This is a genomic window from Pseudomonas benzopyrenica, assembly GCF_036884265.1.
GTDB lineage: Bacteria > Pseudomonadota > Gammaproteobacteria > Pseudomonadales > Pseudomonadaceae > Chryseomonas > Chryseomonas benzopyrenica.
This window is the reverse complement of sequence record NZ_CP145723.1, coordinates 1,697,310-1,719,148: the sequence shown is the minus strand read 5'-3', so window position 1 is coordinate 1,719,148 and position 21,839 is coordinate 1,697,310. Positions and strand designations below refer to the sequence as shown.

At 67.1% G+C, this 21,839-nt stretch carries 20 protein-coding genes; 7 read left to right on the top strand and 13 right to left on the bottom strand.

Annotation, left to right across the window (positions count from 1 at the left end; translation table 11 throughout):
* Entirely contained in the window at positions 1-960 is a 960-nt protein-coding gene (locus tag V6W80_RS07935) for an ABC transporter substrate-binding protein (protein ID WP_160922979.1), read from the bottom strand.
* A gap of 284 nt (positions 961-1,244) precedes the next feature.
* Here V6W80_RS07935 and V6W80_RS07930 point away from each other — a divergent pair, with 284 nt between their 5' ends.
* Entirely contained in the window at positions 1,245-2,081 is an 837-nt protein-coding gene (locus V6W80_RS07930; RefSeq protein ID WP_173146826.1) for an MBL fold metallo-hydrolase, read from the top strand.
* 204 nt (positions 2,082-2,285) lie between these two features.
* Here V6W80_RS07930 and V6W80_RS07925 read toward each other — a convergent pair whose 3' ends face one another.
* From V6W80_RS07925 to hpxO, 3 genes are all read right to left on the bottom strand, one after another.
* Complete coding sequence (locus V6W80_RS07925) at positions 2,286-3,068, bottom strand: phosphate/phosphite/phosphonate ABC transporter substrate-binding protein (protein ID WP_338546501.1); 783 nt, start codon at positions 3,066-3,068, stop codon at positions 2,286-2,288.
* A 46-nt stretch (positions 3,069-3,114) separates the two neighbouring features.
* The gene (locus V6W80_RS07920; RefSeq protein ID WP_338546500.1) at positions 3,115-4,146 is read right to left on the bottom strand and encodes an ABC transporter substrate-binding protein; all 1,032 of its coding nucleotides are present in this window, start codon (positions 4,144-4,146) and stop codon (positions 3,115-3,117) included.
* Positions 4,147-4,222: 76 nt separating this feature from the next.
* Positions 4,223-5,380, bottom strand: coding sequence for an FAD-dependent urate hydroxylase HpxO (hpxO, locus tag V6W80_RS07915; protein WP_064307995.1), 1,158 nt, complete (start codon positions 5,378-5,380; stop codon positions 4,223-4,225).
* Between the two features lie 291 nt (positions 5,381-5,671).
* Here hpxO and V6W80_RS07910 point away from each other — a divergent pair, with 291 nt between their 5' ends.
* Positions 5,672-6,265: a Yip1 family protein gene (locus tag V6W80_RS07910; protein ID WP_017641849.1), complete on the top strand. Its 594-nt coding sequence runs from the start codon at positions 5,672-5,674 to the stop codon at positions 6,263-6,265.
* A gap of 70 nt (positions 6,266-6,335) precedes the next feature.
* Here the strand turns inward: V6W80_RS07910 and V6W80_RS07905 are convergent, their stop codons facing one another.
* Positions 6,336-7,112 (bottom strand): dioxygenase family protein, encoded by a 777-nt coding sequence (locus tag V6W80_RS07905; RefSeq protein WP_338546499.1) that lies wholly within the window; start codon positions 7,110-7,112, stop codon positions 6,336-6,338.
* Positions 7,113-7,138: 26 nt separating this feature from the next.
* The gene (locus tag V6W80_RS07900) at positions 7,139-7,537 is read right to left on the bottom strand and encodes a DoxX family protein (RefSeq protein ID WP_017641851.1); all 399 of its coding nucleotides are present in this window, start codon (positions 7,535-7,537) and stop codon (positions 7,139-7,141) included.
* Between the two features lie 101 nt (positions 7,538-7,638).
* On the opposite strand from V6W80_RS07900, the gene V6W80_RS07895 reads away from it, so the two are divergent.
* The 3 genes from V6W80_RS07895 to V6W80_RS07885 all read left to right on the top strand — a co-directional run bounded on the left by V6W80_RS07895 (position 7,639) and on the right by V6W80_RS07885 (position 9,696).
* Positions 7,639-8,547 (top strand): LysR family transcriptional regulator, encoded by a 909-nt coding sequence (locus V6W80_RS07895; protein WP_017641852.1) that lies wholly within the window; start codon positions 7,639-7,641, stop codon positions 8,545-8,547.
* A 106-nt stretch (positions 8,548-8,653) separates the two neighbouring features.
* Positions 8,654-9,025, top strand: coding sequence for a YkgJ family cysteine cluster protein (locus tag V6W80_RS07890; RefSeq protein ID WP_017641853.1), 372 nt, complete (start codon positions 8,654-8,656; stop codon positions 9,023-9,025).
* Between the two features lie 398 nt (positions 9,026-9,423).
* Positions 9,424-9,696, top strand: coding sequence for an HU family DNA-binding protein (locus V6W80_RS07885; protein ID WP_007159052.1), 273 nt, complete (start codon positions 9,424-9,426; stop codon positions 9,694-9,696).
* Positions 9,697-9,791: 95 nt separating this feature from the next.
* Here V6W80_RS07885 and V6W80_RS07880 read toward each other — a convergent pair whose 3' ends face one another.
* The 4 genes from V6W80_RS07880 to lpxO all read right to left on the bottom strand — a co-directional run bounded on the left by V6W80_RS07880 (position 9,792) and on the right by lpxO (position 15,916).
* Positions 9,792-12,866 carry an error-prone DNA polymerase gene (locus V6W80_RS07880; protein ID WP_338547382.1) on the bottom strand — a complete coding sequence of 1,025 codons (3,075 nt, stop codon included), beginning with the start codon at positions 12,864-12,866 and terminating at the stop codon, positions 9,792-9,794.
* Complete coding sequence (locus V6W80_RS07875) at positions 12,863-14,272, bottom strand: Y-family DNA polymerase (RefSeq protein WP_338546496.1); 1,410 nt, start codon at positions 14,270-14,272, stop codon at positions 12,863-12,865. The genes V6W80_RS07880 and V6W80_RS07875 overlap by 4 nt, the downstream gene beginning before the upstream one ends.
* Before the next feature lie 7 nt (positions 14,273-14,279).
* On the bottom strand, positions 14,280-14,894 hold the full coding sequence (gene imuA / locus V6W80_RS07870) for a translesion DNA synthesis-associated protein ImuA (RefSeq protein ID WP_338546495.1): 615 nt from the start codon (positions 14,892-14,894) through the stop codon (positions 14,280-14,282).
* A 122-nt stretch (positions 14,895-15,016) separates the two neighbouring features.
* The gene (gene lpxO, locus V6W80_RS07865) at positions 15,017-15,916 is read right to left on the bottom strand and encodes a lipid A hydroxylase LpxO (protein ID WP_184291105.1); all 900 of its coding nucleotides are present in this window, start codon (positions 15,914-15,916) and stop codon (positions 15,017-15,019) included.
* 177 nt (positions 15,917-16,093) lie between these two features.
* Between lpxO and V6W80_RS07860 the strand changes: the two genes are divergently transcribed.
* Complete coding sequence (locus tag V6W80_RS07860) at positions 16,094-16,570, top strand: DUF4124 domain-containing protein (RefSeq protein WP_338546493.1); 477 nt, start codon at positions 16,094-16,096, stop codon at positions 16,568-16,570.
* Between the two features lie 17 nt (positions 16,571-16,587).
* Here V6W80_RS07860 and V6W80_RS07855 read toward each other — a convergent pair whose 3' ends face one another.
* The 3 genes from V6W80_RS07855 to V6W80_RS07845 form a co-directional block, all read right to left on the bottom strand.
* Positions 16,588-17,532 carry a SphA family protein gene (locus tag V6W80_RS07855; protein ID WP_064307988.1) on the bottom strand — a complete coding sequence of 315 codons (945 nt, stop codon included), beginning with the start codon at positions 17,530-17,532 and terminating at the stop codon, positions 16,588-16,590.
* A gap of 72 nt (positions 17,533-17,604) precedes the next feature.
* A complete protein-coding gene (locus tag V6W80_RS07850) occupies positions 17,605-18,372 on the bottom strand; it encodes a coniferyl-alcohol dehydrogenase (protein ID WP_017641860.1) in 768 nt (255 codons plus the stop codon).
* Positions 18,373-18,411: 39 nt separating this feature from the next.
* Complete coding sequence (locus tag V6W80_RS07845; protein ID WP_338546491.1) at positions 18,412-19,884, bottom strand: benzaldehyde dehydrogenase; 1,473 nt, start codon at positions 19,882-19,884, stop codon at positions 18,412-18,414.
* A 227-nt stretch (positions 19,885-20,111) separates the two neighbouring features.
* Between V6W80_RS07845 and V6W80_RS07840 the strand changes: the two genes are divergently transcribed.
* Entirely contained in the window at positions 20,112-21,836 is a 1,725-nt protein-coding gene (locus tag V6W80_RS07840; protein ID WP_068385551.1) for a sigma-54-dependent Fis family transcriptional regulator, read from the top strand.
* Positions 21,837-21,839 lie beyond the last annotated feature (3 nt).

Here is a 21,839-nt window from a genome sequence, read left to right as displayed (position 1 = left end):
CTAGAGCGCCGCCTGGATCTTGCTGCGCGCCGCCGCGTCGGTCACCCAGGCCTGCCACAGTTCGGGATGGGCCTTGAGTAGCGCCTTGGCGGCGGTGGGGGCGTCCTGCTTGGCTTCGGCCTGTTCGGCCAGGGTGCGGTTGAGCAGCTCGATGGGCACATTGACGCGGCTCAACACGGCGACCAGTTCCGGTGCACCGTCGTGGAAAGGCTTGGAGAGACCGGCCTGCACCTGGATGCGCTTCTCTTCGCCGGCGCGCGGCTTGAGTTGAACCATGTCCACGCGCCCCAGCAGCGGCGTCGGCGACCAGTAGTAGGTCAGGATCGGCTGCTTGCGCCGAGTGGCCGAGACGATGGCCGCATCCAGCGCCGGTCCGGTGCCGGGACGAAAGTTGGTGTACTTGTCGCTCAAGCCGTAACTCTGCAGCATCTGGGTGTTTTCCAACTCGCACGTCCAACCGGCCGGGCAGTTGTAGAAACGGCCCTTGCCTGGCTCTTCCGGATCGCGGAACAGCTCGGCATATTGTCCCAGGTCGGCGATGCTCTTCAAGTCGGGGGCCTTGGCGCCCTCGCCTTCCACCAGATAACGCGGCACATACCAGCCTTCGGTGGCGCCTTCGATGGGCGCGCCCACGCCGACCACCTTGCCGGCCGCGGCGGCCTTGTTCCAGGCCTCGCTACGGCCGATCCACTCCTCGGCGAAGACCTGGATGTCATTGTTGCCCAGCGCCTGCTCCAGGGTGATGGAGTTGCCGGGAATGCTGTCCACGGTGCAGTCATAGCCGTGCTGCAGAACGAAACCCATCAACTCGGTGAGCAGCATGCCACTCTCCCAGTTCACCCCGGCGAACTTCACCGGCTGGCTGGCGCACCAGCTGTCGGCCTGGGCGGTGCCGGCGGCGAGCAGGCCAAGGGAAAGGCCGGCGGCCAGGAGGGAACGGCGGGGAAAGGCTATGGGCATGGGTGGCTCCGTCTGCACTGGGAGGGCCAGGGCGGCAGAGCCGTTCCGCTGGCGATCCTACCTTGGTCAGCGGCGCGGGCCCAGGGTTCAGCCAAGGGCCCTGGCGCCGCCGCGGTGAGGCGCGCGGGTGCTGAATCCCGCCTCATGCTCCGGTCGATTGATTGCCGCCACTTCAGCACCAGCGACCGCTCCTGGCCCGTTGCGACACCCGCGCGGACGGCCGCTGCGCTCGAACTTTGCCCGCGCTCGGCTCTTCTACCGGGGACACCCACGCGGAGCTGATCATGCGTATCCATCACCTCAACTGCGGCTGCATGTGCCCCCTGGGCGGGGCGCTGTACGACGGTTTCAGCCATGGCCTTGCCGCTCACCTCGCCTGTCATTGCCTGCTGGTGGAAACCGACCGGGACGGTCTGGTGCTGGTGGATACCGGTTTTGGCGAAGCCGATCTGCGGGAGCGGGGCCGGCGGCTGAGTCCCTTCTTCCGGCTGATGAATCGCATCCAGTACGACCCCGAGCTCAGCGCCCTGGCGCAGATTCGCCGCCTGGGTTTTCGTCCGGGCGATGTTCGCCATATCGTGCTGACCCACCTGGACTTCGATCACGCCGGCGGCCTGGATGACTTTCCCCAGGCCCAGGTCCATGTGCTCCAGCGTGAATGGGACGCCCAGCGCCAGCGCCACGGCTTCATCGGCCGCCGTCGCTACAGCCCGGCGCAGTGGGAAGGGATCCGCCACTGGCATTTCCATGAACCCCGAGGCGAGCAGTGGAATGGCTTCGCCAGCGTGCGTGACCTGCCAGGCCTGCCGCCGGAAATTCTGATGATCCCCCTGCCCGGTCACACCCCGGGCCATGCCGGCATCGCCATCCAGCATGAGGGCGGCTGGCTGCTGCACGCTGGTGACGCCTATTTCTACCGCGACGAGATGCGACAGGCCGAACGCCACTGCACACCGGGCCTGAGGTTCTACCAGCGGCTGATGGAAGCCGACCGCACCAGTCGCCTGGACAACCAGGCGCGCCTGCGCGAACTTTCCCTGCGCCAGGATCTGGGGCTGACGCTGTTTTGCAGCCATGACCTGGTGGAGTTTCGGCAATTGCAGGAGGGTAAGCGAGCTTAGGTTGGGCTAAGCGCAGCGAAGCCCAACAGGACTCAAGCCGAGCTCCTCAATGTCGGGCTTCGACGATGGAGCCGTCTCAACCCAACCTACGACGCGACCCGCCACTGCGGTCCCGTAGGTTGGGCTAAGCGCAGCGAAGCCCAACAGGACCTAGGCCGAACTCCTCAATGTTGGGCTTCGACGATGGAGCCGTCTCAAGCCAATTTACGCAATCACCGGATAGCCCTGCTCCACCGCCTCGCGGCGCCAGTCCAGCAGGGGCAGATAGGTAGCCTCGTCTACTGCGGTGAAGCCCTCGATGGCGAGGCGCTCGGCCAGCGCAGGATCGGCGGCCAGGCTGTCACTCAGCGCCCCACGCAAAGCCTCAACCTCTGCATCTGACCGGCTGGCGGCGGTGATGAAGGGCAGCGCCGGACTCGGGCGGGTGCGTTGCAAGAGGCGCAGACCGGCGACCCGCTCGGGTTGGGCGCGCTGCAGATAGCCATAGGTCACGGCATCCACCGCGGCCACATCGGCATGGCCTTGCTGCAACAGCGCCAGGCTGTTGGCGTGGCTCTCGCTGACGATCACCTCACCAAAGAAGCGGCCACGCTCGGCCAGGGGCGCCACGGCGAGGCGCAGGAGATTCATGCCGCTGTTGGAATCCAGGCCATTGAGCGCCACTCGCTTGCCGCGCAGATCGACCAGGCTGGCCACATCCAGGGCGTCGGGCACCAGGATGAAGGCGCAGTGCTCGGCCTCATTGCAACCCTCGAAGCGATAGCGCGGCGCCGCCACCAGACGCACCTGACCGCGCAGGTGGGTCGCCCAGGGATAGCCGCAGGTCTGGGCCAGCAGCAGCTCCGGATGACTCCAGAGCGCCGGCAGTTCCTCGGGTGCGGATTCGAGGGTCGCCCCCAGGCGCAACGCCACGGCCTCGGCGAGCTGGCGATAGGCGTCGCGCACCTCGGCGGGCTCGACGTACATGGTAAGGGCGGCGACGGTCATGGGCGGCTCCTGCACGGAAAACCGCCATTATCCCCTATCGTTGCGCCTAGAGCGCGGCCTTCACCCGCTCGGCATTTTCCGCTGGCAGCCAGGACGTCCAGACCTCGGGGTGCTCCTTGAGGAAACGCTTGGCCACGACCTGGGCATCTTCGCGTTTCTCGGCCATGCCAGCGAGGATGCCGTTGAACTGGTCGAGGGGAAATTCGACCTTCTCGAACAGGGCCACCAGGGCCGGCGCCTTGTCGTGCAGGTCGCGGGAGACGCCGATGGTGATCTTGGCCGGTAGCGAGCGCGACGGCAGCGGATCGGGGTTCTTCGGATCCGACAGGGTATCCCAGGCCTTCTGGCTGAACGGTGGTTCTTCCAGCTGGACCAGCTTGTAGCGGCCCATCAGCGGTGTCGGCGACCAATAGTAGAAGAGCACTGGTTCGCCGCGGCGCATGGCGGTAGCGATGGCGGCGTCCAGCGCAGGGCCGGTACCGGTGCGGAAGTTGGTGTAGCTGTCGGTGAGCTTGTAGGCCTTGAGCTTCTGGCTGTTGACGATCTCGCAGGTCCAGCCGGTCGGGCAGTTCAGGAAGCGGCCCTTGCCCGGCTCCTCGGGATCGCGGAACAGCTCTTTATAACGTGGCAGATCGGCCACGCTCTTGAGATCCGGCGCCTTGGCCTGGATGCCGCGCTCAGGATCGCCCTTGACCAGGTATTCCGGCACCCACCAGCCCTCGGTGGCGCCCTTGACCGTCTCGCCGACGGCGAACACCTTGCCGGCCTGTTCCGCAGCGCGCCAGGCCGGACTGCGCCCGGCCCACTGCTCGCCGGTGACCTGGATGTCGTTTTGCGCCAGGGCGTTTTCCAGGGTCACGGTGTTGCCCGGTACGCTGTCGGTCTGGCAACCGTAGCCCTTCTCCACCAGCAGGCGCAGGACCTCGGTGGTGAACATGCCGCTCTCCCAGTTGGGGCCGGCGAATTTCACCGTCTTTGGATAGGGACAGCCGCCATCGGCGGCAAAGGCCAGTGGCGCGATGGCGAAACTGGCGAAACTGGCGAAACTGGCGAGGGTCAGGGCGAAACGCAGGCGCATGGGCAATTTCTCCGACAAGGGACGTGGGCCTTTCGACCCAAGGTATGGCCATTCGTCGCCGCGAGCCAGAGCTATTTCACAGCGGACCGCCCTCGGCGGTCTTGCGCAGGCCGGCGATCACCGTTTCGCCGGTTTCCCGGGCCAGCTCGGCGTACCAGGCCTGGGTGGCCAGGGGCTCATGACCGTGGGTGATCTCGCAGCGCTTGCGCGCCCGCGCGACGATCCCGGCGACCCGCTCCAGCCGGGCTGCTTCATAGGCCTGGAGCGCTGCCAGGGGATCCTGTTCGGCGTCCAGGCAGCGCGCCAGCACCCAGGCGTCCTCCATGGCCTGACAACCGCCCTGCCCCAGATCCGGCGCCATGGCATGGGCGGAGTCGCCCAGGAGCGCTACCCGGCCCTGTACCAGGGTCGGCAGCGGCCGGGTGTCATGGATTTCCACCCGCGCCACGCCCTGGGGATCCAGCCGTTCGATCAGCCGTTGCACCGGCGGTGCCCAGCCGGCGAAGTGCTCGGCTAGCTCCGCGCGGTAACGGCTGCGGTCGTTGGGTGTGCCCTTGGGCAGGGGTACATCGAAGAAGAAGTAGAATTCATCGCCGCCCATGGGCATCAGGGAGACTCGCTGATGCGCCCCGACGAATTGCGCCCAGTCGTGGGCCTCGGCCAGATCCGGCGCGATCGCTACCCGACCGTTCCAGTTCACGTAGCCGCAATACTCACGGGTGATGGCCCGGCCCGCCACCCGGTCGCGCAGGCGCGAGTGGGTACCGTCGGCGGCGATCAGCAGATCGGCCCGCTCGCGACGCCCGTCGCCAAGGTGCACGGTCACCCCGTCCGCGTCCTGCTCGAAGCCCTCGCAACCGACACCCAGGGTCACCTGATCGGCGCCCACGGCGTCCAGCAGAAGGCGCTGCAGGTGGGCGCGGGCGATGGGCCGTGCCGGTCGGCCCACGGCTGTGTAGAGCGGCAGCAGGCTGAAGTGGGTGAGCAACTGTCCCTGGTGGTCACGGTAACTCATGGTCTGCATGTCGCCACTGACCGCGGCGATGGCGGGCCCCAGTCCCAGGTGTTCGAGCACCTTGACGCCGTTGGGCCAGATGGAGATGGCCGCGCCGATGGGTGCGAGGTCCTGCGCCCGCTCGAACAGGCGGACCCGGTGTCCGGCCTGCTGCAGTGCCAGGGCGGCGGTGAGACCGCCCATGCCGGCACCGGCGATGATGATGTCGAGAGATGGCATGACGGACCTCGTTGGCCGGTAACAGATGCCTTGAGCAAGCAATTTCCTGACCAGGTGGTCAGGTATTGGAATCAGGCCGCTGGCGAAACGAGCGGGGTCGGAAAACGCACCAGCCTGGTGCTCTGCGACCACTCGTCGCTTCGTTTCTAGGCAGGCTGCCCTTCGTCGGCTCGCATGACGCATTCCAGAGCTCTTCTATACTCCTAAGGTAGTCGCCAGTTGCGTTGTACCCAGCGTTCGCCATCCACAGAGGCCCGCTTGCGGCGACCACAGCGGGTGAGGAGCAGGATCATGATCAATCATGTCTGGGGCCTGCTGGCCCATCCCGATCGCGAGTGGCAACAGATTCGTCGCGAAGGGGAAACGGTCGGGCACTTCTTTGCCCATCATGTCGCCTTGCTGGCGGCCATTCCCGTCGTCGCGTCCCTGGTGGGCACCACCACCTTCGGTTGGCGCTTCGGCGGCGGTGAAGCCCATGTGCTGGATCTACCTACTGCGGTGGTACTGGCGGTCATCAGCTATGCGCTGATCATGGCGGCGGTGGTGGCCATGGGGCATGTGATCCACTGGCTGGCGCGGCGCTATCCAGATCGGCCCAGTGCCAATCGTTGCATTCTGTTCGCCGGCTACGTGGCCACGCCCATGTTGCTGAGTGGCCTGGTGGGTTTCTATCCGCTGGTGTGGCTGTGCGCCATCGCCGGCATTGTCGGCCTGGCCTATTCGGCCTACCTGCTCTATACCGGCATCCCCTCCTTCCTCAATATCGATCAACGGGAAGGCTTCATCATGTCCGGCTCCACCCTGGCCATCGGGGTGCTGGTGCTGGAGGTGCTGATGGCCACCACGGTGCTGATGTGGGGTTACGGCCCGGAGCTGTTCGGCTGATCGAACGTCGCTCTGCCGTTGGCAAAAAGCCCGGATCGGTCACCGATCCGGGCTTTTTGTTGGCAAGCGGCTAGCGGCGGGAAAAGCCGTAGAGATCCATGGCCAGGATGCCATGGGCGATGCCGTCATGATGGACGCTGAAGGTGCCTTCGGGGTCCGCCGCGCCCAAGGCGACGAACAAGGGCAGCAGGTGCTCGTCGGTAGGATGCGCCTGGCGGGCCTGGGGCGCCTGGCGCCGGTAGTCGAGCAAGGCGTCCATATCTCGCTCGCGCAAGCGATGTTGGATCCACTGCTGGAAGTCCCGCACATAGCCTGGGGACTCAGCGCCCCCACGACGGAAGTGACCGAGGTTGTGGGTCAGGCTGCCCGAACCGATCAGCAGGGTGTCCGCCGGCAGCACCCTGGCCAGCGCCTGGCCCAGGGCATAGTGGTAGTCCGGCCCGCGGGTGGCGCTCATCGACAGCGGCACCACGGGGATTTGCGCGTCGGGATAGAGATAGCGCAAAGGTACCCAGGCGCCGTGATCCAGTCCCTGCGCTTCCGTCTCGGCCTCCCAGCCCTGGTCACGCAAGCCTTGAGCCAGTTGCTCGGCCAGCGCCGGGGCACCCGGCGCGGGATAATCCAGGCGGTAGAGGGCTTCGGGAAAGCCATGGAAGTCATGGATGGTGGCCGGCCGCTTGGCGCTGCCGAATACCGGTATCCGGGTATCGAAGTGCGCCGAGACCACCAAGATGGTGGCCGGGGTCGGCAGTAACCGCCCCAGGGCGCGCCAGGCCGCCCCTGCCGCGCCGGCGTCAAGCGCCTCCATGGGCGACCCGTGGGAAACGAACAGGGTGGGAAGCGACATGGTGGCGACCTCTCGAGTGGATGGATTCAGGCGCGCTTGCGGGCATCCCAGGAAAGCTGACCCGCGCCCAGCAGCGCCAGGGCGGCAGCGGTCACGGCGAGAAAGACCGGATATTCCCAGCCGCCGTCGGGATTGGAAAAGGACCAGCCGTTGCCGAAATGGACCGTCGCCGCGGCGAACAGTTGGACGGCGGCCACTGCCGCGACTGGACGCACCCAGACGCCCAGGATCAGGAGCACGCCCGCGCCCAACTCGAAGAAGGTGACCGGATAGGCCAGCCAGCCGGGAAAGCCCACCGAAGCGAAGAAACCCGCGGTGCCTGGCAAGGTGAACACCAGCAGCTTGGTCAGGCCATGGGCCAGGAACATGGTGCCCAGGGCCAGGCGCAGCAATAGGGCGGCATAGGACGAAGTACGATCGGTCATGCTGATTCTCGAGCAGGGGAAAGATGACCCATTGTCCTGTTTCCAACGCGCGAATAAAGGTGCACTCTGGGAATGAACTGTGCACGCTATGGAAACAATCCTTGGATACCCTGAGAGCCCTGCAGGCCTTCATCAAGATCGTCGAACTGGGTAGCCTGACCGCGGCGGCTGAACGGCTGGAGCTCTCGCGCTCGGCGCTCACCAAGCATCTGGCCGCCCTGGAGCGACACTACGGCACCCGGCTGCTGCAACGTACCACCCGCACCCTGAGCCTGACCGAGGCCGGACGCACCCTCCATGAAGGGCTGGTGCCCCTGCTGGGCGATCTGGAGGCCCTCGAGCAGCGCCTGCAGGAAGGCCACGAGCGCCCGCAGGGACGCCTCAGGGTTAGTGCGCCCCTGACCTTTGGCGTGCGCCACCTGGCACCGCTGGTGAGCAGTTTCCTGCACGAATACCCCGAGGTCGCCATCGATCTGGAGCTGAGCGATCGTCAGGTGCGCCTGGTCGAGGAAGGCTTCGATCTGGCCGTGCGCATCGGCGATCTCAGCGATTCCAGCCTCGTGGCCCAACCCCTGGGGGCGGTGGAATTGTTCATCTGCGCCGCGCCCGCCTATCTGCAGCGCCACGGTCGTCCCGAGCACCCGGCCGAACTACGCGAGCACCGCTGCCTGCTCTACAGCTACGCCAGCGATGGCGATCTCTGGGAATTCCAGCGTGACGGTGAGCGCCTGCAGGTCAAGGTCAGTGGGCCCTTGCGCGCCAACAATGGCAGTGTCCTGCACCAGGCGGCGCTGGACGGCCATGGGATCATTCGCCAACCGGACTTCCTAGTGGGCGATGACCTGGCGACGGGTCGCCTGCAACGACTGTTCGCACCCTGGTACACCCAGGCCATCGCCATCCATGCGCTCTATCCCCATCGGCGTCTGGTGCCGGCCAAGGTGCGACTGTTCATCGCCTGGCTGCAGCGACATCTGGTCACAGCCGAGCACCTGAAAAGACTGCCGTAGGTCGCCGCCGAACGGTCGTTGCCGGGGGCTTCGCAGCCTGACGGGGCTTGCCTAGAATCCCTGCCTGTCCCGCCGGCACTGCCGGTTTCTGCGATGGCTGTCGTTCATGTCGACCGAGAATCCTTGCCTCAGCTGTGGCGCCTGCTGCGCCCACTTTCGCGTGTCTTTCTATTGGGGCGAATGCCAGTCGGCAGGCGGCCCGGTGCCCGATTACCTCACCGTCGCGGTCAGTCCCCATCTGGCGGCCATGCAGGGCACCGAGCAGAAGCCGGTACGCTGCGTGGCCCTGCTGGGCGAAGTGGGCTGCGGCACGCGCTGCACCGTTTACGAGAACCGTTCCAGCACCTGCCGCGAGTTCACCGCCGCCTGGGAGAACGGCGAAGCCAATCCCCACTGCGATGCCGCCCGCGCCGCCTATGGCCTGCCGCCGCTGACGCCGCCGTTGCAACCCCATATCTCGCCCGACCGCGTAGCTTAGGCGCTGTACGAAAACTGCCTGCGCTCAGTGATGCTTCGTTGAAAGAACCTTTCGGAATGCTCATTTACCATTTGTAAACTCTGCTTCCTCAAGGTTTTTCGCCTCGCCTCACCATCGCTCGGCGACTTTTCGTTCAGCGCCTAGAGGAAACCAAACGGCCATCGCCGCTGCCCAAAAAGGCGACGGCTGGGCTGTGAAGCGTGGAAAATGCAGTGCGGATCAGGTTTTCACGCCCCTGCCAGATCGAATACCCTATCGTTCTTTCGCCCGCTATGCGTATCCTGTAGCGCCGAACAACAAGGCTGCTTCAACCGGCCACGTAGAGGCTCACAAAGGCTCTACGCAAGGCAAAGCTGCCGCTATACTGCCTGGCCAATACTCACACATGGAGTTTTTACATGAATAAAGCTGAGCTGATCGACGCCATTGCCGCGTCTGCCGACCTGCCCAAGGCCACCGCTGCCAAAGCCCTGGACGCCTTCACCACTGCGGTGACCGACGCCCTGAAGCAAGGCGACAGCGTCAGCCTGGTCGGTTTCGGAACTTTCGCAGTAAAAGAGCGCGCTGCTCGCGAAGGCCGCAACCCGCAGACCGGTGCCACCATCAAGATCGCCGCTGCCAAGCTGCCCGGCTTCAAGCCCGGCAAAGGCCTGAAAGACGCCGTCAGCTAAGACTGCGTTGGTCGATTCTTGTCTTCCGGGCGCTCAAGAGCGCTTCGGAAGACAGTCCTCCGCTTCACCCTCTCCCGCTCTACCCTCTCCTCGCCCTAGTGAAAGTCCCGACTCGACACCATGAGTTCGTCGAGCAGTGGACTCAGGTCGGTCAAGCGACCGGCGATCAGGTGCTGTACCCCCGCCTCGCGCTCCAGATGCCCCTCGACCTGTAGCAGCCGAGCCTGCAACAGCGGTCGTCGCTGCTGCTCGCCCACCGCGCGCCAGACCACCACATTGAGCATGCCGTGCTCGTCTTCCAGGGTCACGAAGATCACCCCACTGGCCGTGCCGGGTCGCTGCCGTCCGCGCACCAGACCTGCTACCCGCACCAGGGCGCCTGGCTCGATCTCGGCCAGTTGGCGAAAATCCCGGCAACGCCGCGCCTGGAGTTCGCCCCTGAGCAGGGACAGCGGATGCGGACCCAGGGTGGTACCCAGCATGCGATAGTCGGCGTGGACGTCTTCGGCGACACTGGGCGCGGGCAAGACCGGGCGCTCCTCGGCGGCGCTGCCGGTTGCCTCGAACAGCGGCAGCTGGCGCTCCACCCCGGCCATGGCCCAGCGCGCCTGATGGCGATCGCCGGCGAGCTCCGCCAGGGCGCCAGCCTCGGCCAGTTGCCCACGCGCCCGCACATCCAGTTCGGCCCGGCGGCAGAGGTCCTCGATGTCGCGAAAGGGCTGCGTACCCCGCGCCACCACCAGGCGGCGGCCGACCGCTTCCGCCAACCCCTGCACCAGGCGCAGGCCCAGGCGGATCGCCGGCTGATGGCCAGCGCTCGCCTCCAGCCGGCAGTCCCAGTCGCTGGCCTGCACGGTCACGGCGCGCACCTCGACGCCATGGCGTCGCGCGTCCTGCAGCACCTGGTCGGGGCTGTAGAAGCCCATGGGCCAGCTGTTGACCAGGGCGCAGGCGAAGGCGGCCGGTTCATGGCACTTGAGCCAGGAGCTGGCATAGGTCAGCAGGGCGAAGCTGGCGGCATGGGATTCGGGAAAGCCGTAGCTGCCGAAGCCCTTGATCTGCTCGAAGAGGCGCGCGGCGAATTCCGGGCGATAGCCGCGCTCGACCATGCGACTGTGCAACCGCTGGCGATGAGGTTCGAGGCCGCCATGACGCTTCCAGGCGGCCATGGAGCGGCGCAGCTGATCGGCTTCGCCCGGGGTGTACTGGGCAGCGGTCATGGCGATCTGCATCACCTGCTCCTGGAACAGCGGCACTCCCAGGGTGCGCTCCAGGGCTGGCCGCAATTCGTCATGGGGATAGTCCGCCACTTCCTCGCCACTCCGGCGGCGCAGATAGGGATGCACCATGTCGCCCTGGATCGGCCCGGGCCGGACGATGGCCACCTCGATCACCAGGTCGTAGAGGGTTTGCGGCCGGAGGCGCGGCAGCATGGCCATCTGGGCGCGGGATTCGATCTGGAACACCCCCACCGTGTCGGCGCGGGAGATCATGGCGTAGGTGGGCGCATCCTCCTGGGGCAGGCTGGCCAGGGTCCAGCGCTGGCCACGCCAGTCAGCGACCAGGTCGAAGCAGCGGCGCAGGGCGCTGAGCATGCCCAGGGCGAGGATGTCGACCTTTAGCAGGCCCACGGCATCGAGGTCGTCCTTGTCCCACTGGATCAGGGTGCGCTCGGGCATGGCGGCATTCTCCACCGGCACTAGCGTAGCCAGGGGCGCCTCGGAGATGACGAAGCCGCCGGGATGCTGGGAGAGATGCCGGGGAAAACCGATCAGTTGACCGGCGAGGATGAGCACCCGCTGCAGCAGCGGGCTGTCGGGATCGAAACCGGCTTCGCGCAGACGTGCGGGGCCGGGGATCTCGTCGGTCCAGCGCCCGGCACACCCGGACAGGGCATCGAGCTGATCCCCCGGCAGGCCCAGGGCCTTGCCGACATCGCGCAGGGCGCCGGCGGCGTGATAGGTGCTGACCACCGCGGTGAGCGCGGCCCGTTCGCGGCCATAGCGGCGGAAGACGTACTGGATCACCTCTTCGCGGCGTTCGTGCTCGAAGTCGACATCGATGTCGGGCGGTTCGTCGCGCTCGCGGGAGATGAAGCGCTCGAACAGCAGGTTGCCGGTGAGCGGATTCAGCTCGGTGATGCCCAGCACGTAGCAGACCACCGAGTTGGCTGCCGAGCCGCGGCCCTGGCAGAGGATGTGCTGGCGGCGGGCATGGTCGACGATGTCATGCACGGTGAGAAAGTAGTTCTCGTAGCCCTTCTCGGCGATCAGCGCCAGCTCCCTGGCCACCTGGTCGGTGACCTTTTGCGGCGGTCCCTCCGGCCAGCGCCAGGCCAGGCCGCGGCGGGTCAACTCGGCCAACCAGGAGCCGGCGGTCTGGCCGGCGGGTATCACCTCCTGGGGATAGCGATAACGCAACTCGCCCAGATCGAAGTGACAGCGGGCGGCGATCTTCAGGGTTTCGGCGCGCAAGGCATCGGGATAGAGCCCTTCGAGCACCGTCAGCGGGCGCAGATGCCGCTCCCCGTTGGGATGCAGGCGATAGCCGGCCTCGGCCACTGGCAGGTGGTGGCGGATGCTGGTGAGCACATCCTGCAGGGCACGACGACCGCGGGTATGCATGTGCACGTCGCCGCAGGCCACCGGCGGCAGCCCCAGCTGCTCCCCCAGTGCCTGCAACTGCATGAGCTGGGCGGCGTCATCGGCGCCGCGCAGCAATTCCACGCCGAGCCAGAGGCGTTCGGCGAAGACCTGCTTGAGCCAGGCGCCCTCCTCGGCCAGGGGTTCGCCGCCCGGCAACCAGATGGCCAGCAGCCCGGGCAAGGGGTGCTGCAAATCCGCACGACCCAACTGGTAGCGGCCCTTGGGCGCACGGCGGCGCGCCCGGGTGATCAGGGCGCAAAGAGACTCGTAGCCAGGCAGATCCTCCACCAGCAGCACCAGGCGCAGGCCGTCGTCCAGGGTCAGCTCGCTGCCAACGATGAGCGGCAGTCCGACCTGGCGCGCCGCCTGCCAGGCGCGGACGATGCCGCTCAGGGTGCCTTCGTCGGTGATGGCCAGGGCGGCGTAGCCCAGCGCCTTGGCTCGCTCGAACAATTCCAGGGCGCTGGAGGCACCGCGCTGGAAACTGAAATTCGACAGACAGTGCAACTCGACATAGCCGCTCATGCGAACCAGCCCTGGATCCACCAGGGCGCCTCCTCGCCATAGCGGCGGAAGGCCCAGGCTTGGCGTCCGTCGGCCACCTCGATGCGGTAGTAGTCGCGGCGTTGGTCGCCGCCGTCCCACCAGCCGCTTTCGATGCGTTCAGGACCGGCCAGGATCCGGCGTGGCTGACCGTCGAGGGGGCGCGGTTCGCGCAGCAGCCAGCCCGGACGCAGGCCGGGCAGCACAGTCTCCAGGCGTCGCTCGTGGCGCCAGACCAGGGCGCGCTCGGGCCGATGATCCGCCTGGATGCCAAGGCCGAGCACGGCCTCCTCACCCAGCCGGGCACGCAGACGCTCGCGCAGCACCTCCCAGCCCACGGCCTGGGCCGGGCGTTCGTCGAACAGGCCATGGCGTTCCGGCACGAAGAGCGGCAATTCCTCGCTTTCCAGGCGCAGCGCCAGGACCGGCGCCACCACCTGCAACTGTTCGAGGCGGCCACGGGCGAATTCGAACAGCAGGGCGGCATCGCGCTCGGGGGCCAGCAGGCCGATGGTGAGGGTGGTGGCCGGCCCCTGGCGATGTTCCAGCCAGAGCAGGAAGCGCTGCACGCCACGGTCGCGACTGGCCAGCCAGGCGGCCAGGTCGGCGGTGAGGCGGCGCAGTGGGAACAGCAGGGCCTGGTGGGAGTCCACCTCGAAATTGAGTTCCACCCGCGCCACGAAGCGATCGGGCGGCCGATAGAACTCCAGCGCCAGACTGCGACTGCCGCTCAGCAGATCCAGCTGCTGCAGAAGCTCCGGCGCGAAGCGCCGGGCCAGGGCGGCCCTGGGCAGGGCCTTGAGCTGCTCCAACCGGCGGATACCCATGCGCGTCAGCGCCTGGGCTTGCTGGGGGGCGAAACCGGCGCGCTCCACGGGCAGCCGATCGAGTAGGCGCGGCAGGTCGTCCGGAGAGGCGATGAGACCATCGGCGACATTGGTCAGCATGCGCGCCGCCACCGGATTGGGTGCCAGGGCCAGCCGATGACGAAAGCCCAGGCCCTGGAGCTCCTGACGCAGGCGCCGCTCCAGCCGCGGCCAGGGACCCAGCAGCGGCAGGCTGGACTGGATCTCCAGCAGCAGCGCCCGCGGATAGTGGCGACTGACCTGGGAGCTGAAGCCATAGCCCCAGGCCGCCAACAGCGCCTCGGCCGTCTCGATGAGCGCCGGATCATGTTCCTGCTGCTCGAAGTCGCGGGTCAGCGCCTGGGCGGCGGCCAGGGTCAGGCCAGGGCGCAACCCCAGGGCTCGCGCGGCCGGATTGACCGCCCGCAGCAGGCGACGCTGGGGCGGACCGGAAAGCAGCACCAGCGGCTGCTCCGGCTGCGGATGGCGGCGCAGCACGGCATCCAGCGCCAGCTGCGGAAAGAGGATGCAGGCCCAGCGCATGACCAGCTCAAGCGCCGCCGGCCAGATCGAGCACGCCGGGCTGACCGCCGCGGCATTTGCGGATGTGCAGCCGTTCCAGCGGCGCCCTGAGTTCCAGGCGCAAGGCCGCCGGCGAGGGATTGTCCAGGGCGGCGGCCGAGCGCAGGGCGAAGGCCAGGGTACGACCGCTCTCGGCGGCGACCTGCAGCCGACGCAGTTGGCGATCATCGGCCCGCTCGGGCCAGCAGAGCACCGCGCCGAAGCATCCCGAACGCAGGCACTGCTCGGCGGCCCAGAGCACCTCGGCGCCCTGGGCGCGGATCACCACCAGGGAATCCAGCGCCACGCCGGCCGCCTGCCAGGCCAGGGGATAGGGCAACAGCGGCGGGCCGATCAGGGCGATGCGTTCGGCGGCCTGGCTCAGGCGCGCCAGGGTTGGCCAGAGCAGCCGCAACTCGCCATGGCCGGGGCCGGCGAGCAGCAATTCGGTCAGCGCCGCCTCGGGCCAGCCGGCGCCGGGCAGATGGGCATCCAGGGCGGCGACCCCGGTGGGCTGGTCGCTGCGCCGGGCATCAGGACTGGTCTGCCCCTTCCAGAGCCGCCGCTCCTCGAACAGCCGGGCCAGGCTGGCGCCGCCGCTCATGCCGCCAGACCTGCAGGGGTGTTATCCATGGCCATCGCCTCAATCTGTATATGCATACAGTATTAGAGGCGATCCGCATCGGGGTCAAGTCGAACCGCTGCCTCGGCTGACGAAGGTGACCGTCAGATCCAGATCACCACGCCGATCAAGGCAGCCAGCAACAGCCACTGTTCGAGGTAGTAGCGGAAGCGGTTGCGCTTCTTCAGCGCCTTGCCGCGTTGACGGATGCGATAGAGGTGCCGGAAGGCACGGTTGAGGCCACCGGTGCGGTCGCTGGCGTCATTGGGCGAGGCCGCCGAGGCCAGCAGGGTACCGCTGATCCAGCGGTTGAAGGCACCGGCCCAGCGATAGCGCAGCGGTCGCTCGATGTCGCAGAACAGGATGATGCGATCCTGCTCGGTGGTGTTCTCGGCGTAGTGGATGAAGGTTTCATCGAACACCACTGCCTGGCCATCGCGCCAGTGATAGCGCTGGCCGTCCACCTCGATGAAGCAGCGTGGGTCGTTGGGCGTGGCCAGGCCCAGGTGATAGCGCAGGGAGCCGCCATAGGGATCGCGATGACGCACCAACCGCGACCCGGGCGGCAACTCGGCGAACATGGCCGCCTTGACCGTGCCGATGCCCCGCAGCAATCCGGTGGTCTGCGGGCACAGCTGCATGGCGGAAGGATGGCTGTCGCCGTACCACTTCAGATAGAAGCGCTTCCAGCCGCTCTTGAAGAAGGAGTTGAAGCCGGCATCGTTGTGCTCGGCGGCTTTCTTGATCTGGCCGGCACGCAGCAGGTCCAGGGCTTCGTCACGAATGAGCTGCCAGTTGTCCTGCAGCACCTGGAGCTCGGGAAAGCGTTCCACCGGGTGATAGGGCTGGTTGGGTACCCGCGACGTCAGGAACATGAAGGTGTTCAGCGGTGCCAACACCGTCGAATGATCACCTAGCTGACGCAGGAAGCGATGACGCACCCGACCGCGAAAATGCACGTACAACACACAGAGAAAGAAACCGCCGATCACGAACCACTTCACGCGTCACTGTCCTGAAAAGAATGTTTCAAGATGTTATACGCTCCACCGGCATCAGACCTAATTCTAAGGTCTGACGATTAGCCGCAGGCTTGCACGGGGACGTGCACCGCCGCTGGGAGCCATGACGGGCATCTTGTATCCTGCAGGTGACACTTCGAGTGCCCGGAGGGCCTCATCATGCGTTCGCTACTCTATGGCCTACTGCTCGCCAGTGGCGTCGTGGCCGCTCAGGATGTCTACAAATGCGTGGACGACCAGGGCCAGACGACCTATACCCAGGGCGCTTGTCCGACGAATAGTCAGATCACTACCATTCCGCTGCAGCGTTTGCCCGACAGCAACGGCTTCACTCCCCCGCCAAAACCCGCCACGCCACTGCCAGCCACTGCGCCGCGCGAGATCACCGTAGTCCCCGCGCCGGCCAGCAGCCGTCAGCGCCCGGTCGATGACGTCACCGTGGTCGGCGGCTCTTCCTCCTCTTCCAGCTTTCGCCAGGAAACCCAGGTGCGCAGCGGCGGCATCCTCTATCAGCCGGTGCCGATCTACATCGACCGCCGGCCGCGTGACGAGACCTGGCACATGGTGCCCCACCCCCAGGCGCAGCCGCCGGCTCCGCCTACTCAGCAGATTTACGGTATCCCTTTCAAACGCTGAAAGGCGGTAACCACTGCCTAAAGACGATGCAGGAAGTTGACGACGAACTTGCGTCCCTCGGTGCGGTTCTCGGCGTCCTGCTCGAAGTAGCTGTTGACGGTGACCAGGTTCTGTCTGGAAAAGGCGTAGGTGAAACCCGGACCCCAGGCCCAGACTTTTTCCCGGCGTCCGCTGACGTCATGGCCATCCACCTGGGTATCGGTGATCTGCCGGAGCCAATAGCCGCTCAGGCCGATGCTGAGTCGGTCGTTCAGCGCGTACTGGGTGGCGAAGTTGGCATGCAGTGCCTGGCCGGCCTGGGTGTCTGAGACAGCGCCGAAGCTACGCAGCGGCTGGTCGTTCTTGCCATTCCACAGGTACCAGAAGCGCCCGGTCACCGACCATTGGGGCGTCAGCCAGTAGGTGGTGGCGTAATAGGGATTGAAGGACCAGAAGTTGCTGCCCGGATTGATCGCCCGGTCGCGGTCGTAGCGACCGGTGGGGGCGACGATCTCGGCCTCGATGCGCTGCGCCCAGCGCGGTCCGCCGTCGGGGCGGGTGGTGGTGGGTAACTGCAGGAAGGCGCCCAGGGTCAGGTCCCCTACCCCTTCGCGGGCGCTCAGCGCCTGGCCGCCGAGGCCATCGTCGACATCGGCATGGGCCAGCCAGGGCAGGATGGCGGTGAAGCCGGGCATGGCACCGTTGGCCAGCGGCTGCCCCAGGTAGATCAGCTGGGTGACCGGGGCGAAGGTGGTCAGGTCCTGCTTGGGCAGGGGCAGCTTGCGGCCATTCTGATCGTTGAAGCGACTGGTCTTGCCATAGATCAGGTATTCCGCCAGGTACCAGCCAGGGCCGTCCGGTGCCGGGGCACCATCATAGAAGCTGGTGGAACCGAGGTTGAGACCGGGCAGGTCGTAGGCCTGAGCCAGCGTGGAGGCGAGACTGGCCGCGGCCAGCAGACCGAATCGGGAAAGTGTGCGCATGACGTCGTCCTGGGATTGTTCTTGTTGTGGGAACACGCGATCACCGCACCTGGGCAGGCGCGGCGATCCGGGTCAGACGTAACTGGCGGCCAGGCCGCCATCCACTGGCAGATTGGCGCCGTTGATCCAGCGCGAGGCATCGCTGCAGAGGAAGGCGATGACCGCGGCCACCTCGTCGGCCAGCGCCGGACGCAGGATGCGCTGGCTGTCGCGGGCGACCCGCTCTTCACCCAGCATGCTGACGAAGTCACCGAGGATGGGCGTGAACACCGGGCCCGGCGCCACGCAATTCAGCCGCACGCCGAATTCGCGGAACCAGGTCTGGGACTGCACGAAGCTCCAGACGATGAGCGCCTCCTTGAAGTACTGGTAGCAGGTGGCCTGCTCCACCGGATGGGCCTCCAGCCAGGCCTGGGCCTGGGCGAAGTCGGCGATTTGCGCCAGTTCGCGGTGCCGCTCCAGGCGCTGCGGCCATTCGGCGCCGAGGATGGAGGTGACGTTGACGATGGCCCCGCCCTGCCCCAACCGCGCGACCAGTTGCTGGCTGAGCAACCGCAGGCCGAGGTAATTGACCCGGGCCACTGCCTCCCGGGGTGCCGTGCCCGGTACCCCGGCGATGTTGCACAGGCCGTGCAGGTGCGCCGGCAGGCGACCGACCAGGGCGGCGATGCTGTCGGGATCGCCCAGGTCGGCCTGGTGGAAGTCGTCCAGGCTGAACTGGGGCTGATTGCGGTCGACGCCGATCACAGTGGCGCCTTGGAAGCGTGCCAGGCGCGCCAACTCGGCGCCAATGCCGGAGGCCACGCCGGTGATCACCAGAGTCTTGCCATTCAGGGTCATGGGATTTTCCTCTTGTTGTTATTGGGGGTGGAAAAGGGGCTAGAAGGGATAGCGCGGCAACTCCGAGTGCTCGGTCACCCATTGCCACTGGCTGTAGTCGTCCCAGTTGCACAGGCCACCGACGCTGCCGCCATTGCCGGACTGGCCACGCCCGCCGAAAGGATTGACCACCTCGTCGTTCACCGTCTGGTCGTTGAGGTGCAGCATTCCGCACTCCAGCCGTTCGCCCAGGGCCCGGGCCCGCGCCAGGGAGCCGGACAGCACACCGGCCGCCAGGCCATAAGGGGTGCGGTTGGCCAGGTCGATGGCCTCGGACTCGTCGGCGAAGGTCACCACGCTGGCCACCGGGCCGAAGACTTCCTCATCGAAGGCCCGCATGCCGGGGCGGACGTCGGCGAGCACCGTGGGGGCATAGAAGAGGCCTTCGTGATGACCGCCCTGCAGCAGCCGGGCACCGGCGGCGAGGCTATCGGCGACGATGCCCTGCACCCGTCGCAACTGCCGGTCGTTGATCAGCGGGCCGAGTTGGGTGCTGGGCGCCAGGGGATCACCCAGGCGCAGGGCGGCGGCGCGGGCGACCAGGCGTTCGCTGAAGGCGGCGGCGATGCGCTGGTGCACCAGGATCAGGCCGGTGGCCATGCAGATCTGGCCCTGGTGCAGGAAGCTGCCCCAGGCGGCGCAGCTGGCGGCGCGGTCGAGATCGGCGTCATCGAGCACGATCAGCGGATTCTTGCCGCCCAGCTCCAGCGCCACCTTCTTCAGATGGCGCCCGGCGCTTTCCGCCACCTGGCGCCCGGCCTGGGTCGAGCCGGTGAAGGCGATCATCCGCACCTGGGGATGGGCGCAGAGCGCCGCCCCGGCCTCGGCGCGACCGGGCAGCACCTGCAGCACGCCTTTGGGCAGGCCGATGGCCTCGAACAGTCGGGCGATCAGCACGCCGCCGCTCACCGGCGTCTGGTGATCCGGCTTGAGTACCACGGCATTGCCGCAGGCCAGCGCCGGGGCCACGGCGCGCAGGGAAAGGATCAGCGGGAAGTTGAAGGGCGAGATCACCCCCACCACGCCATGGGGCAGGCGGCGGGCATAGGACAGGGCACCACGCTCGCTGGGCAGAACCACGCCATGGGGCTGCAGCAACTGGCCGGCGACCTGCTGCAGGATGACTCCGGCTTCGCGCAGCTCCAGCTCGGCCTTGGACAGGATGCCGCCGGTCTCCCGGGCGATCAGGGGTGCCAGTTCGGCGCGATTCAGTTCGAGCTGCGCGGCGGCCGCCAGGAACAGCGCGGCCTTTTGCCGGGCCGTCCAGGCGGCCCAGGCCGGTTGCGCCTGGGCCGCCTTGGCGCAGGCCTGGTCGATGTCGGCGACGCTGGCGAGGCCCGTGCGATGCAGGGGCTGGCCGGTGGCGGGTTCGATGACCTCTAAGGTGCCGCCCTGAGCGGCGATCCAGTCGCCATCGAAAATCCGCTCGCGCCAGGGTGCGCCGTCCAGGAACGGCGTGGATGGTCTGCTCATAGCCTTCTCCTTGTTGTTATCGGGCCGCGGTGGGCACAGATAAGGGAGCAAGGGCTGTGCCCAGCCCGGGCTGGCAGGAGAAAGAGTCGTTCAATCAGGGACTTGCTGATTTAGGTGGGCAAAGACACCCAGCCCACCCGGCAAACGCCTTGCTCAAAAGATAAAGTTATGAGGTATAACCTTTTCCTCGATTGCGCATTTGCGCAAGTCACCTGGGAGGTGGTGCCATGGCCCGGTCCGAACGCCTGTCCCTCAACGCCTTGCAGCAGGTCACCCCTGGCCTGTACCGGGGCGACAGCGCCGCCTGGGACGGCAGCGCCAGCCCGACCCAGGCGGAACTGGCCGAGTGCCTGTTCTTCTCGCCCGGAGATGGTCGCATCTGGCTCAACGACCAGCGCATGCTGCTGGTGCACGCCTCCGCCTTTGGCGCCCTGCGGCGCGAGCTGATCGGCGCCCTGGGTCAGGAACGCGCCCGCGGCCTGCTGACCCGGGTCGGCTATCTGTCCGGGGTGCGCGACGCCGAGCTGGTGCGCAAGCGCTGGCCCCAGGCCGACGCCGCCGCCATCTTCGCGGCCGGCACCCGCCTGCACGGCCTGGAGGGGCTGGTGCGGGTCGAGCCGCTGCATTTCGAATTTGATGTCGACCAGGGCCGCTATGGCGGCGAATTCCTCTGGCACCACTCGGCCGAATGCGACGAGCACCAGATCGCCCATGGCCAGGGCAGCGATCCGGCCTGCTGGATGGAGATCGGCTATGCCATCGGCTACGTCAGCAGCCTGTTCGGCCGCCTGGTGATCTTTCGCGAGGTGGAATGCCGGGCCATGGGCCACCATGTCTGCCGGGTCGAAGGCCGCAATGCCGAACGCTGGCCCGACGTGGCGGAGGACCTGCGCTATCTCAATGCCGCGGGCGATGGTACCCCTGAGAGGACTGCCACCGAACGCCTGCCCGCGCCCCTGCCCCACGCCGTCGACGGCCAGCCGCTGGTAGGCGCCTCGGCGGCCTTCAACGGCGCCTTCCAGGCGCTACAACGGGTCGCCCCGACCCCGGCCACGGTGCTGCTCACCGGCGAATCCGGGGTGGGCAAGGAGCTGTTCGCCAGCCACCTGCACCGTCTCAGCCACCGCGCCGACGGCCCCTTCGTCGCCCTCAACTGCGCGGCCATTCCCGAGAATCTCATCGAAGCCGAATTGTTCGGCGTGGAGCGCGGTGCCTATACCGGCGCCAACCAGTCCCGCGCCGGGCGCTTCGAACGGGCCCAGGGCGGTACGCTGTTCCTCGACGAGATCGCCTGCCTGAGCCTGCCCGGTCAGGGCAAGCTGCTGCGCGCGCTGCAGGAGCGCGAGATCGAACGGGTCGGCGGCAGCCGCACCCTCAGGGTGGACGTACGGGTAGTCGCCGCCACCAACCTGGACCTGCGCGAAGCGGTGCGCCGTGGCGACTTCCGCGAAGACCTCTTCTATCGTCTCAACGTCTATCCCATCGGCATCCCACCCCTGCGTAACCGCCGCGACGACGTACCGCTGCTGGTGGATCTGTTCCTGCGCCGCTTCTGCGCCGCCTACGAACGCCCGCCGGTAGGGCTGACCATGCGCGCCCTCAAGGCGCTGCTGCGCTACGATTTTCCCGGCAACGTACGGGAATTGCAGAATCTGGTGGAGCGCGGGGTGATCGCCAGCGATCCGGGCGAACTCATCGACCTGCCCCACCTGTTTCGCGGCGAGCCGCTGCCGGCCGACCTCCTGGAACCGGCGCCGCAGACAGCCGGCTGGCTGGAGCGCCTCGGCGTGGCTGGCGAACGCCCGCTGCACCTGGGCCAGCTGGAAGCCGAGCTGCTCGACGAAGCCCTGGCGCACAGCCACGGCAACGTGGCCGCCGCGGCACGACTGCTCGGCCTGAGTCGTGCCCAGTTCGCCTATCGCCATCGACGCGCGAGACGGGATCTGGACTAGAAT